Genomic DNA, 13,140 nt, shown 5'->3' on the forward strand with positions numbered 1-13,140 from the left:
AAATGTTGACCGTGAAGTCCGATGACGTGAATGGCCGTACCAAGGTTTACGAGAATATCGTCAAGGGCGAGCACAGGATCGACGCCGGCATGCCGGAATCTTTCAATGTGCTGGTCAAGGAAATCCGTTCGCTGGCGATCGATATCGATCTGGAACGTTACTGATTTAGGGCTGGGAGTTAAACGATGAAAGCATTGCTCGATCTATTCAAGCAGGTAACGGCGGAAGAGGAATTTGACGCGATTACCATTGGTCTCGCCTCGCCCGAAAAGATCCGTTCCTGGTCCTACGGTGAAGTCAAGAAGCCGGAAACTATCAACTACCGTACTTTCAAGCCGGAGCGTGATGGCCTGTTCTGCGCCAAGATCTTCGGCCCGATCAAGGATTATGAGTGCCTGTGCGGCAAGTACAAGCGCCTCAAGCATCGCGGCGTGATCTGCGAGAAGTGCGGCGTCGAGGTGACGCTGGCCAAGGTTCGTCGTGACCGTATGGGTCACATTGAACTCGCCTCGCCGACCGCTCACATCTGGTTCCTGAAGTCACTGCCGTCCCGTCTCGGCATGGTGCTCGACATGACGCTGCGCGATATCGAGCGCGTGTTGTACTTCGAAGCATATGTCGTGACCGATCCAGGTATGGTCAGCAACCTCCAGCGTGCCCAGTTGCTCACCGAAGAGCAGTATCTGGAAATGATGGAAGAGCATGGCGACGAGTTTGTTGCTTTCATGGGTGCTGAAGGCATCCGTGAGTTGCTGCGCAATCTCGACCTCAATAGCGAAGTCGAATCGCTGCATGCGGAGCTCGAAGTCACCGGCTCCGAAGCAAAGAACAAGAAGCTCGCCAAGCGTCTGAAGATTCTCGAAGGTTTCCAGAAATCCGGCATTAAGCCGGACTGGATGATCCTCGAAGTTCTGCCAGTGCTGCCGCCGGACTTGCGCCCGCTGGTTCCGCTCGATGGCGGTCGTTTTGCCACATCCGACCTGAATGATCTTTATCGTCGCGTGATTAACCGGAATAATCGTCTGAAGCGTCTGCTTGAACTGAAGGCACCGGAAATCATCGTCCGCAACGAAAAGCGCATGCTGCAGGAGTCCGTCGACTCCCTGCTCGACAACGGTCGTCGCGGCAAGGCCATGACCGGTGCCAACAAGCGCCCGCTGAAGTCGCTGGCCGACATGATCAAGGGCAAGGGCGGTCGTTTCCGTCAGAACTTGCTGGGCAAGCGCGTTGACTACTCTGGCCGTTCAGTCATCGTGGTTGGTCCGCAGCTCAAGCTGCATCAATGCGGCCTGCCCAAGCTGATGGCGCTGGAACTGTTCAAGCCATTCATCTTCCACAAGCTGGAAGTGCTTGGCTACGCGACCACCATCAAGCAAGCCAAGAAGATGGTCGAAAGCCAGGAGCCGGTGGTTTGGGACATCCTCGAAGATGTCATCCGCGAACACCCGGTCATGCTGAACCGCGCGCCGACACTGCACCGCTTGGGTATCCAAGCCTTTGAGCCGACCCTGATTGAAGGCAAGGCCATTCAGTTGCATCCGCTGGTTTGCGCCGCGTTCAACGCCGACTTCGACGGTGACCAAATGGCTGTCCACGTCCCGCTGTCGCTCGAAGCACAGATGGAGGCACGCACGCTGATGCTGGCTTCTAACAATGTGCTGTCGCCTGCGAACGGTCAGCCGATCATCGTGCCCTCACAGGACATCGTGCTCGGCCTGTATTACGCTACGCGTGAAAAGATCAACGGTAAGGGCGAAGGCATGTACTTCGCTGACATCAATGAAATCGAGCGTGCCATGGCAGCCGGCCAGCTGGATGTGCACTCGCGCATTTCGGTTCGCCTCAAGCAATATGAGCCTTCTGCGGTCGACGGCGAATTTGTCGAAAAACTGGTTCGCGTCGAAACGACCGCCGGTCGTGCGCTGCTTTCGAAGATTCTTCCGAAGGGTATGCCTTTCAAGACGATTGATCGTGCCTTGAAGAAGAAGGAAATTTCCAAGCTGATCGACGAATCCTTCCGTCGCTGTGGCCTAAAGGAAACGGTTGTCTTCGCCGACAAGTTGATGCAGAACGGTTATGCCTTGGCTACCCGCGCTGGTATTTCCTTTTGCTCTGACGACATGCGCGTCCCGGCCAAGAAATACGAAATCATTGCTTCTGCCGAGGCTGAAGTTAAGGAAATCGAAATCCAGTACACCAACGGTCTGGTGACCAACGGCGAACGCTACAACAAGGTCGTCGATATCTGGGGCCGTACTGGCGATCAGGTTGCCAAGGTGATGATGGACGAACTCGGTCACGAGGAAACCGTCGACCGTCACGGCAAGAAGGTCAAGCAGGACTCGTTCAATTCTATCTACATGATGGCCGATTCCGGCGCCCGCGGCTCCGCGGCTCAGATTCGCCAGTTGGCCGGTATGCGTGGTTTGATGGCGAAGCCGGATGGCTCGATTATCGAGACACCGATTACGACTAACTTCCGCGAAGGTCTGAACGTTCTCCAGTACTTCATCTCGACCCACGGTGCCCGTAAGGGGCTGGCCGATACGGCGTTGAAGACGGCGAACTCCGGTTACCTGACACGTCGTCTGGTCGATGTCACGCAGGATCTGGTTATCACCGAAGATGACTGCGGAACCCGCAACGGTTTTGTCGTCAAGGCCTTGGTTGAGGGCGGTGAAGTTATCGAAGCCCTGCGCGAGCGTATTCTCGGCCGCGTCGTGGTTGATGACCTGATCGATCCGGAAACTCAGGAATCGGTGATTTTCGCCGGCACCATGCTGGACGAAGACTTGGTCGACCTGATCGACAAGCTGGGCATCGACGAAGTCAAGGTACGTACTCCGCTCACCTGCGATACGCGTTATGGCCTGTGTGCCCAGTGTTACGGTCGCGACCTTGGTCGCGGCACGATGGTCAATGCCGGTGAGGCTGTCGGCGTTATCGCTGCCCAGTCGATCGGGGAGCCGGGAACCCAGCTCACTATGCGTACCTTCCACGTCGGTGGAGCGGCTTCCCGTGCTGCCGTCGCTGACAAGGTCGAGGGCAAGTCTGCCGGTACCGTGCGCTATAGCACGAACATGCGCTATGTGACCAGTGCCAAGGATGAAAAGGTTGTTATTTCGCGTTCTGGCGAAGTCTTGATTGTCGATGATCATGGCCGCGAGCGCGAGCGTCACAAGGTGCCTTACGGAGCCATCCTTTCGGTTGATCAGGACAGGGCTGTCAAGGCCGGCGCCAAGCTGGCAACCTGGGATCCGCACACCCGTCCGATCATTACCGAATACGCTGGTACCGCCCGCTTCGAGAACGTTGAAGAAGGCGTCACTGTGGCCAAGCAGGTCGATGATGTAACCGGCCTTTCCACGCTCGTCGTTATCGACAACAAGCGTGGTGGTAAAGCGGCCGTCAAGGGTTTGCGTCCAGTCGTCAAGCTGCTTGATGAAAGTGGCCAGGAAGTTCGCGTTGCTGGTAGCGATCACACTGTTTCCATCGCCTTCCAGGTCGGATCCATCATTTCCGTGCTGGATGGTCAGCAGGTTGGTGTCGGTGACGTACTGGCCCGTATGCCGCAAGAGTCCGCCAAGACTCGCGACATTACCGGCGGTCTGCCGCGTGTGGCCGAACTGTTCGAAGCGCGTACGCCGAAGGATGCTTCCGTGCTTGCGGAATATACCGGCACAATTGGTTTTGGTAAGGATACTAAAGGAAAGCAGCGCCTGATCATTACTGATCTCGAGGGTGTTGCTCATGAGTATCTCATTCCCAAGGACAAGCACGTACTGGTGCATGACGGCCAGGTCGTCAACAAAGGCGAGAAGATTGTGGAAGGTGCTCCGGACCCACACGATATCCTGCGATTGCAGGGCGTCGAGGAGTTGGCCCGCTACATCACAGACGAAGTTCAAGATGTTTATCGTTTGCAAGGCGTAAAGATTAACGACAAGCATATTGAAGTCATTGTTCGCCAGATGCTTCGCCGTGTGGCGATAACTGAGCCAGGGGATACCAAATTTATCAAGTCTGAGCAGGTGGAACGCGCAGAATTGTTGGCAGAAAACGATCGAGCGATTGCGGAGGGTAAGTTGCCTGCTAATTTTGATCATATGCTGCTCGGTATTACGAAGGCTTCCCTGTCCACTGACTCGTTTATTTCTGCAGCGTCTTTCCAAGAAACTACGCGAGTGCTGACCGAGGCTGCCATTATGGGTAAGCGCGACGAACTTCGCGGGCTGAAGGAAAATGTAATCGTCGGACGTCTAATCCCGGCCGGTACCGGTTTGGCTTATCACCGCAGCCGCAAGGCTCAGGTGGCAGCCGAGGGTGCAGCAACCAGCCGTCCGATTGACGATGTCTTTGCCGAGAATGCAACGCAAGGAGTGGCAGAAGACTAGTTATTTGATTACCAAGCCCCAGTCTCGTTGACATGGGGCTTGATCGGCCATAAAATTTATGGTTCTTGTCGGCGGGGACTAATCATTGTCTCCGCTTTGGATAACAAAATAGCCGTCGTGTACTAGTTATTGGTGCCCGGCCGTTAAAGGAAGTTTGATATGCCGACCATCAACCAGCTCGTGCGCAAGCCGCGCGTAGCCGAAAAGGCCAAGAGCAAGGTGCCTGCTCTGGAAAAATGCCCGCAGAAGCGTGGCGTCTGTACCCGTGTGTATACAACTACTCCGAAGAAGCCAAACTCCGCTCTTCGTAAGGTGTGCAAAGTGCGCTTAACCAACGGCTTTGAAGTGATTTCCTATATTGGTGGCGAAGGTCACAACTTGCAAGAGCACTCCGTAGTTTTGATTCGCGGTGGTCGTGTCAAGGACTTGCCGGGTGTTCGCTACCACACCGTGCGTGGCTCCTTGGATACCCAGGGCGTCAAAGATCGTAAGCAGTCCCGTTCCAAATACGGGGCCAAGCGTCCGAAGGCTGCTTGATTTATATAGTGGCTTGAGTAAGTGGCTGCTCTTTTGGGTGGTCGGGAGAGGCCGGGAGGGTAAAACCCTAGCCCGGCTTTTCAACTGAATCGTATTTATTAGAGGTTAATATGCCCCGTCGTCGTGAAGTACCTAAGCGTGACATTCTGCCGGATCCGAAGTTTGGCAATGTCGATGTTTCGAAGTTTGTGAACGCCATTATGCAAAGTGGAAAAAAGTCTGTTGCTGAGCGCATTGTCTACGGCGCTTTCGATATCATTACTACCAAATCTGGCAAAGATCCGCTTGAGGTCTTCGGTTCTGCCATGGCCAATGTTCGCCCGATGGTTGAGGTGAAGTCGCGCCGAGTTGGCGGTGCCAACTATCAGGTTCCGGTTGAAGTTCGTCCGGCTCGTCGTGCCGCGCTAGCTATGCGCTGGTTGCGTGAGTCTGCTCGCAAGCGTTCCGAAAAGTCCATGGGTCAGCGTCTGGCTGCCGAAATGCTGGAAGCCGCCGAAAACCGCGGTGGTGCCGTCAAGAAGCGCGACGAAGTGCACCGTATGGCTGAGGCCAACAAGGCCTTCGCTCACTTCCGCTTCTAATTTTCAAAGGGCTTTAACGTGGCACGCAAAACCCCCATCGAGCGCTACCGTAATATCGGTATCAGCGCTCACATCGACGCCGGCAAAACGACGACGACCGAACGTATCCTTTTCTATACCGGTGTTAACCACAAGATCGGTGAAGTACACGATGGCGCTGCTACTATGGACTGGATGGAGCAGGAGCAAGAGCGCGGCATTACCATTACGTCGGCGGCAACGACTTGTTTCTGGAGTGGCATGGACAAGCAGTTCCAGCCGCACCACATCAATATCATTGATACTCCGGGGCACGTTGACTTCACAATCGAGGTTGAGCGCTCGATGCGAGTCCTCGATGCAGCCTGCATGGTTTACTGTGCGGTTGGTGGCGTTCAGCCACAGTCGGAAACGGTTTGGCGTCAGGCCAACAAATACGGCGTGCCGCGTCTGGCCTTTGTGAATAAAATGGACCGTTCGGGTGCCAATTTCTTCAAGGTTGTTGATCAGCTGAAGTTGCGCCTGAAGGCCAATCCGGTGCCTATCGTTATTCCTATTGGCGCCGAAGATAAGTTCGAAGGTGTCGTAGATCTGATCAGGATGAGGGCTATCTACTGGGATGAGGCTTCTCAGGGCATGAAGTACGATGCTCGCGAAATTCCTGCGGACTTGGCTGATGATGCCGCGACTTGGCGTGAGCAGATGGTCGAGGCGGCTGCCGAGGCTTCTGAGGAGCTGATGAATAAGTACCTCGAAGAGGGTGACTTGTCGGAGGCTGATATTATTGCGGGCCTGCGTATCCGTACCCTTGCTTGTGAAATCCAGCCGATGCTCTGTGGCACAGCCTTCAAGAACAAGGGCGTGCAGAAGATGCTGGACGCTGTTATCGAGTTGCTGCCTTCGCCGGTCGATATCCCTCCCGTTAAGGGCATTCTCGAAAACGAGTCCGAAGGCGAGCGTCGTGCTGCTGATGATGAGGCTTTCTCGGCGCTGGCATTCAAGATCATGACTGACCCGTTCGTTGGTCAGCTGATCTTCTTCCGCGTTTATTCCGGTGTTATCAATTCTGGCGATACCGTTTACAACCCGGTCAAGGGGCGTAAAGAGCGTCTCGGCCGCATCCTTCAGATGCACGCCAATCAGCGTGAAGAAATCAAGGAGGTGCGCGCTGGAGACATCGCCGCTGCCGTTGGTCTCAAGGAGGCTACAACCGGCGACACCTTGTGCGATCCGTCCAAGGTCATTACGCTTGAACGGATGATCTTTCCGGAGCCGGTGATTCACGTTGCTGTTGAGCCGAAGACAAAGGCAGACCAAGAGAAGATGGGTCTAGCGCTGGGCCGTTTGGCTCAGGAGGATCCGTCTTTCCGTGTGCGGACCGACGAAGAGTCCGGTCAAACCATTATTTCCGGCATGGGTGAGCTGCACCTTGAGATTCTGGTTGATCGTATGCGCCGCGAGTTCAATGTCGAAGCGACAGTTGGTGCTCCTCAGGTGGCATACCGCGAATGCATCAAGAAGTCGGTCGAGCAGGAAGGTAAATTCGTCAAACAGTCGGGTGGTCGTGGACAGTTCGGTCATGTCTGGCTCAAGATCGAGCCGAACGAGGCTGGTAAAGGCTACGAGTTCATCGATGCCATCAAGGGAGGTGTTGTGCCTCGTGAGTTTATCCCAGCGGTCGACAAGGGGTTGCGTGATGCCGTAACCAGCGGCGTGCTGGCAGGGTTCCCGGTTGTTGATGTTAAGTTCACGCTATTTGATGGCTCATACCACGATGTTGACTCTAACGAAAATGCTTTCCGTATGGCTGCTTCGATGGCGTTCAAGGAAGGTATGAAGAAGGCGAGTCCGACGTTGCTCGAGCCGATGATGTCGGTTGAGGTAGAGACTCCAGAGGAGTACATGGGTAACGTCATGGGCGACCTTTCGTCGCGTCGTGGCATCGTTCAGGGTATGGAAGATCAAGTTGGCGGTATCAAGCTCGTCAAGGCCGAAGTTCCTCTTTCCGAAATGTTCGGTTACTCGACTTCTGTCCGCTCCTTGTCACAGGGTCGGGCCACCTACTCGATGGAATTCAAGCACTACACCGAAGCGCCGAAAAACGTCGCTGAGGCCGTCATTAACAAGAAATAATTGCCGGAGAACTGATAATGGCTAAGGAAAAATTCGCGCGTACGAAACCGCACGTCAATGTTGGCACGATTGGTCACGTTGACCACGGCAAGACGACGCTGACGGCTGCAATCACCACGGTGCTGGCTGCCAAGTTTGGCGGTTCCGCCAAGGCGTATGACCAGATTGACGCGGCGCCGGAAGAAAAGGCGCGCGGTATTACGATTAATACCGCCCACGTCGAATACGAAACCGCCAACCGTCACTACGCCCACGTTGACTGCCCGGGCCACGCTGACTACGTCAAGAACATGATTACCGGTGCTGCCCAGATGGACGGCGCCATTCTCGTCTGTTCCGCTGCTGACGGCCCGATGCCGCAGACCCGCGAGCACATCCTGCTTGCCCGTCAGGTTGGCGTGCCGTACGTTCTCGTGTTCATGAACAAGTGCGACATGGTTGACGACGCCGAGCTGCTCGAGCTCGTCGAAATGGAACTGCGCGAGCTGCTCTCCAAGTACGACTTCCCGGGTGACGACACCCCGATCATTCACGGCTCTGCACTGAAAGCCCTCGAAGGCGACCAGTCCGAAATCGGCGAACCCTCCATCTTCCGCCTGGCCGATGCCCTTGACTCCTACATCCCGACCCCGGAGCGCGCTGTTGATCTGCCGTTCCTGATGCCGGTTGAAGACGTCTTCTCCATCTCCGGTCGCGGTACCGTCGTTACCGGTCGTATCGAGCGCGGTATCGTCAAGGTTGGCGAAGAAATCGAAATCGTCGGTATCCGTCCGACCGTCAAGACCACATGTACCGGTGTCGAAATGTTCCGCAAGCTGCTCGACCAAGGTCAGGCGGGCGACAATGTTGGTGCGCTGCTCCGTGGTACCAAGCGTGAAGACGTCGAACGCGGCCAAGTGCTGTGCAAGCCGGGCTCCATCACCCCGCACACCCACTTCACCGGCGAAGTGTACGTTCTGTCCAAGGACGAAGGTGGTCGTCACACCCCGTTCTTCAACAACTACCGTCCGCAGTTCTACTTCCGCACGACCGACGTGACGGGCGCGATCTCCCTGCCGGAAGGCACGGAAATGGTTATGCCGGGTGACAACATCCAGATGACTGTCAAGTTGATCGCGCCGATCGCCATGGAAGAAGGTCTGCGCTTCGCCATCCGTGAAGGCGGTCGTACCGTCGGCGCCGGCGTCGTCGCCAAAATCATCGAGTAATTGTTCTTTTCGAAAATCGGGGCGAGTTGACGCTCGCCCCATTGTTCTTTGGAAGCCAAAAATGCAAAGCCAAAAAATCCGTATCCGTCTGAAGGCCTTCGACTATCGCCTGATCGATCAATCCGCTCAGGAAATCGTCGAAACCGCCAAGCGTACCGGTGCTGTTGTTCGTGGCCCGGTTCCGCTGCCGACGCGTAAGCAGCGTTTCGACATCCTTCGTTCGCCGCACGTCAACAAGGCTTCCCGTGATCAACTTGAAATTCGTACCCATCTGCGTCTGATGGATATCGTTGATCCGACTGACAAAACCGTTGATGCGCTGATGAAGCTGGACCTCCCCGCAGGCGTCGACGTCGAAATCAAGTTGCAGTAATACGGTAGTTGCGGATATAATCCGCGCCTTTCGGGGGTGGCCGGCGACGGCTGCCCATTTGTTGTTTTACATCGACCGGCCAATCGCAGCCGGCGATGAGGAGAATAACCATGAGTCTAGGCCTTGTTGGTCGCAAGGTTGGCATGACTCGCATTTTTGCCGAGGATGGCGCGTCCATTCCGGTAACTGTGCTTGACGTGTCTAACAATCGAGTGACCCAAGTAAAAACGCCGGAGATCGATGGCTACTCAGCCATTCAGGTCGCATTCGGCAAGCGCCGTGCCTCTCGTGTTTCGAAGCCCCTTGCTGGCCATCTGGCCAAGGCGGGTGTTGAAGCCGGGCATGTGCTCAAGGAATTCCTGATCGGTGCTGATCAGCTCGCCACTTTCAAGGCGGGCGACCAGGTTGCTGTCACTATTTTTGCCGAAGGGCAAAAGGTTGACGTGACCGGTAGCTCCATCGGTAAGGGTTTCCAGGGTGGCATCAAACGCCACAACTTCAGTTCAAACCGTGCAACCCATGGTAACTCGCTGTCGCACAACGCGCCGGGTTCTATCGGTATGGCGCAGGATCCGGGTCGTGTTTTCCCGGGTAAGCGCATGGCCGGGCATATGGGTGATGTTCAATCCACGATGCAGGGACTGACGATTGTTCGCGTTGATGTCGAGCGCCAGTTGCTTCTGGTCAAGGGTGCTGTTCCTGGCGCCAAGGGTTCCGACGTCGTTGTGCGTCCGGCGGTCAAGGCTTAAGGGGGCGGCATGGAACTTAATGTAATTAACGAACAAGGTCAGGAAGCTGCCAAGTTGCAGGCTTCCGACGTGCTGTTCGGTCGCGATTTCAACGAAGCTCTGGTTCACCAGATCGTCGTCGCCTATCAGGCGAATGCACGTTCCGGAGATCGCCAGCAGAAGGATCGCTCCGAAGTCCGTCACACCACGACCAAGCCGTGGCGCCAGAAGGGTACGGGCCGTGCCCGTGCTGGTAGCAATGGCAGCCCGCTGTGGCGTGGGGGTGGTCGGATTTTCCCGAACTCTCCTGAAGAAAATTTCAGCCAGAAGGTCAACAAGAAGATGTTCCGCGCCGGTATGGCTGCAATCCTCTCCGAGTTGGCTCGTCAAGGTCGCATGGTCGTCATCGACGATCTGACCATTGAGGCTCCCAAGACCAAACTATTCACGCAAAAGCTGAAGAGCTTGGGTCTTGAGGGCAATCTTCTGGTTATTACGGATACGCTGAACGAGAATCTTTATCTGTCGTCGCGTAACCTGCCCAACGTTCTGGTCCTGGAGGCGCAAGAGGCCGATCCGGTTTCTCTGGTCCGCTTCGCCAAGGTTCTGGTAACCAAGAATGCGGTGGCCAAGTTCGAGGAGATGTGGGGATGAACCAACAGCGTCTGATGCAGGTGCTGCTAGCACCGCAAATCTCCGAGAAGGCAACCTACGTTGCTGACAAACACGATCAGGTTATTTTCCGTGTTTGCTCCGATGCAACCAAACCCGAGATCAAGGCCGCAGTCGAGCTCTTGTTCAAAGTTGAAGTTGAGGCCGTTCAGGTCGCCAACGTCAAGGGCAAGGTCAAGCGCTTCAAGGGTGCAACTGGTCGTCGCAAGGGCTGGAAAAAAGCCTACGTTAGCCTTAAGGCCGGTCAGGAAATTAATTTTGTTGAAGGGGGGAATGCCTAATGGCTCTCGTTAAAGTCAAGCCGACTTCCCCTGGTCGTCGCGCCGTCGTGCTGGTGGTCAATGCCAATCTGCACAAAGGTAAGCCATTCGCCGCCTTGGTTGAGGCCAAGTCGGGTAATGCCGGCCGCAACAACAATGGTCGCATCACTGTTCGCCATCAGGGCGGTGGTCATAAGCAGGCTTATCGTGTCATCGATTTCAAGCGCAACAAGGACGGGATCCCGGCCAAGGTTGAGCGTCTGGAATATGATCCGAACCGCACTGCCAATATCGCGCTGCTGTGTTATGCCGATGGCGAGCGCCGCTACATCATCGCCAACAAGGGCATGGTGGTTGGTCAGCCGATCATGAGTGGCTCTGAAGCTCCGATCAAGTCTGGCAATGCTCTGCCGATTCGCAATATTCCGGTTGGTACGACCATTTGCTGTGTTGAAATGCTGCCAGGCAAGGGTGCGCAAATCGCTCGCTCTGCCGGTACTTCCGTTCAGCTGCTGGCTCGTGAAGGTTCTTACGCCCAGATCCGTCTCCGCTCTGGCGAAGTGCGTCGCGTGCATGTCGAATGCCGCGCAACCATCGGTGAAGTTGGCAACGAAGAGCACAACCTGCGCAAGTTCGGCAAGGCCGGTGCTATGCGTTGGCGTGGTATTCGCCCGACCGTTCGTGGTACCGCCATGAACCCGGTCGATCACCCCCACGGTGGTGGTGAAGGTCGTACCGGCGAAGGTCGCGTGCCAGTCAATCCGTGGGGTCAGCCCACCAAGGGTTACCGCACCCGCAGCAACAAGCGCACGAACAGCATGATCGTTCAGCGCCGTCATAAGCGTTAAGGGGTAGGAAATGGGACGTTCTCTCAAAAAGGGCCCGTTTGTTGATGCACACCTGATCGACAAAGTCGAAGCAGTTCGTGCTACCAGCGACAAGCGCCCGATCAAGACATGGTCGCGTCGTTCAACGATCCTCCCCGAGTTTATCGGTCTGACTATTGCTGTCCATAACGGAAAGCAGCATATCCCGGTGTTCGTCACCGAGAATATGGTCGGTCACAAGCTCGGCGAGTTCTCGCTGACCCGGACGTTCAAGGGTCATACCGCCGGCAAAAAGGCCAAGAAGTAAGGAGCTGACATGGAAACTCGTGCAAGTCTACGGGGCGTACGCCTCTCCGAGCAAAAAGGCCGCCTAGTGGCGGACTTGGTGCGCGGCAAGCCGGTTGGTCAGGCTCTAAACATCCTGGCTTTCTGCCCGAAAAAGGGCGCTGGTATTGTCAAGAAGGTTCTTGAGTCGGCAATCGCCAACGCCGAGCACAACGATGGTGCTGATATCGACGAACTGATGGTCAAGACCATCTACGTCGAAAAAGGCATGGTGCTGAAGCGCTTTACGGCGCGCGCCAAGGGTCGTGGCAATCGGATCGTCAAGCCGACCTGCCATATCTATCTGACCGTTGGTAACTAAGGAAGAGCCATGGGACAGAAAATTCATCCGACTGGCTTTCGTCTGGCAGTCACCAAAAACTGGAGTTCACGCTGGTACGCTAACAGCAAGGACTTTCCGGGCATGCTTAATGAAGACATCAAGGTTCGTGAGTATCTGAAGCGTAAGCTCGCGCACGCGTCTGTCGGCCGTGTGCTGATCGAGCGTCCAGCGAAGAATGCTCGTGTCACGGTTTACTCGGCTCGACCGGGTGTCGTTATCGGCAAGAAGGGCGAAGATATCGAACAACTTCGTTCGGATCTTCAGCGCATCATGGGCGTTCCTGTCCATGTGTCGATCGAAGAAATCCGCAAGCCGGAAATCGATGCGCAGCTGATCGCAGATTCGATTGCCCAGCAACTCGAAAAGCGCATCATGTTCCGTCGTGCCATGAAGCGTGCAATGCAAAATGCAATGCGTCTTGGTGCCCAGGGTATCAAGGTCATGAGTGCTGGTCGTCTTAATGGTGCTGAAATTGCTCGCAGCGAGTGGTATCGCGAAGGCCGTGTGCCATTGCATACCCTGCGTGCTGACATTGACTACGCAACCTCGGAAGCGCTGACCACCTACGGCATCATTGGTATCAAGGTCTGGGTTTACAAGGGTGACATGCTTGATCGCAATGAGCAGCCGGCAGTTGAAGAGCCAGCAGCTGATGACCGTCGTCCGCGTCGCGCTCCGGGCAAGCCGGAAGGCGACAAGCCGCGTACCCGTACCGTCAAGAAGGCTGATGGTAATGGCGCTGGCGCTCCGGACAAGCGTGTAAGAAAGGCAGGTGCTTAAC

The 13,140-nt window shown here is 55.7% G+C and carries 14 protein-coding genes; all 14 read left to right on the forward strand.

The genetic code is table 11. The annotated features are described in order from the left end of the window. The coding region (locus IPJ12_12560) for a hypothetical protein (protein ID MBK7647956.1) at positions 1–164 on the forward strand (164 nt) is incomplete at its 5' end. Positions 165–185: 21 nt separating this feature from the next. Next, entirely contained in the window at positions 186–4,394 is a 4,209-nt protein-coding gene (gene rpoC, locus IPJ12_12565; GenBank protein MBK7647957.1) for a DNA-directed RNA polymerase subunit beta', read from the forward strand. Positions 4,395–4,553: 159 nt separating this feature from the next. Continuing rightward, positions 4,554–4,931 (forward strand): 30S ribosomal protein S12, encoded by a 378-nt coding sequence (rpsL, locus tag IPJ12_12570; GenBank protein ID MBK7647958.1) that lies wholly within the window; start codon positions 4,554–4,556, stop codon positions 4,929–4,931. A 110-nt stretch (positions 4,932–5,041) separates the two neighbouring features. Next, positions 5,042–5,512, forward strand: coding sequence for a 30S ribosomal protein S7 (rpsG, locus tag IPJ12_12575; GenBank protein MBK7647959.1), 471 nt, complete (start codon positions 5,042–5,044; stop codon positions 5,510–5,512). An 18-nt stretch (positions 5,513–5,530) separates the two neighbouring features. Beyond that, positions 5,531–7,624 (forward strand): elongation factor G, encoded by a 2,094-nt coding sequence (gene fusA / locus IPJ12_12580; GenBank protein MBK7647960.1) that lies wholly within the window; start codon positions 5,531–5,533, stop codon positions 7,622–7,624. A 17-nt stretch (positions 7,625–7,641) separates the two neighbouring features. Further along, positions 7,642–8,832: an elongation factor Tu gene (gene tuf, locus IPJ12_12585; GenBank protein ID MBK7647961.1), complete on the forward strand. Its 1,191-nt coding sequence runs from the start codon at positions 7,642–7,644 to the stop codon at positions 8,830–8,832. A gap of 61 nt (positions 8,833–8,893) precedes the next feature. Beyond that, complete coding sequence (rpsJ, locus tag IPJ12_12590; protein ID MBK7647962.1) at positions 8,894–9,205, forward strand: 30S ribosomal protein S10; 312 nt, start codon at positions 8,894–8,896, stop codon at positions 9,203–9,205. Positions 9,206–9,315: 110 nt separating this feature from the next. Further along, positions 9,316–9,954, forward strand: a complete 639-nt coding sequence (gene rplC / locus IPJ12_12595) for a 50S ribosomal protein L3 (protein ID MBK7647963.1) — start codon at positions 9,316–9,318, stop codon at positions 9,952–9,954. Positions 9,955–9,963: 9 nt separating this feature from the next. Continuing rightward, positions 9,964–10,587, forward strand: a complete 624-nt coding sequence (gene rplD / locus IPJ12_12600; GenBank protein ID MBK7647964.1) for a 50S ribosomal protein L4 — start codon at positions 9,964–9,966, stop codon at positions 10,585–10,587. Beyond that, entirely contained in the window at positions 10,584–10,886 is a 303-nt protein-coding gene (rplW, locus tag IPJ12_12605; protein MBK7647965.1) for a 50S ribosomal protein L23, read from the forward strand. The genes rplD and rplW overlap by 4 nt, the downstream gene beginning before the upstream one ends. Then, positions 10,886–11,713: a 50S ribosomal protein L2 gene (rplB, locus tag IPJ12_12610; protein MBK7647966.1), complete on the forward strand. Its 828-nt coding sequence runs from the start codon at positions 10,886–10,888 to the stop codon at positions 11,711–11,713. The genes rplW and rplB overlap by 1 nt, the downstream gene beginning before the upstream one ends. Before the next feature lie 10 nt (positions 11,714–11,723). After that, a complete protein-coding gene (gene rpsS / locus IPJ12_12615) occupies positions 11,724–11,999 on the forward strand; it encodes a 30S ribosomal protein S19 (GenBank protein MBK7647967.1) in 276 nt (91 codons plus the stop codon). 9 nt (positions 12,000–12,008) lie between these two features. Then, positions 12,009–12,338 carry a 50S ribosomal protein L22 gene (gene rplV, locus IPJ12_12620; protein MBK7647968.1) on the forward strand — a complete coding sequence of 110 codons (330 nt, stop codon included), beginning with the start codon at positions 12,009–12,011 and terminating at the stop codon, positions 12,336–12,338. A gap of 9 nt (positions 12,339–12,347) precedes the next feature. Beyond that, complete coding sequence (rpsC, locus tag IPJ12_12625) at positions 12,348–13,139, forward strand: 30S ribosomal protein S3 (GenBank protein MBK7647969.1); 792 nt, start codon at positions 12,348–12,350, stop codon at positions 13,137–13,139. The last annotated feature ends 1 nt before the right edge of the window (position 13,140 follow it).

This window comes from Betaproteobacteria bacterium (genome assembly GCA_016709965.1).
GTDB classification, from domain to species: domain Bacteria; phylum Pseudomonadota; class Gammaproteobacteria; order Burkholderiales; family Rhodocyclaceae; genus Azonexus; species Azonexus amarohabitans.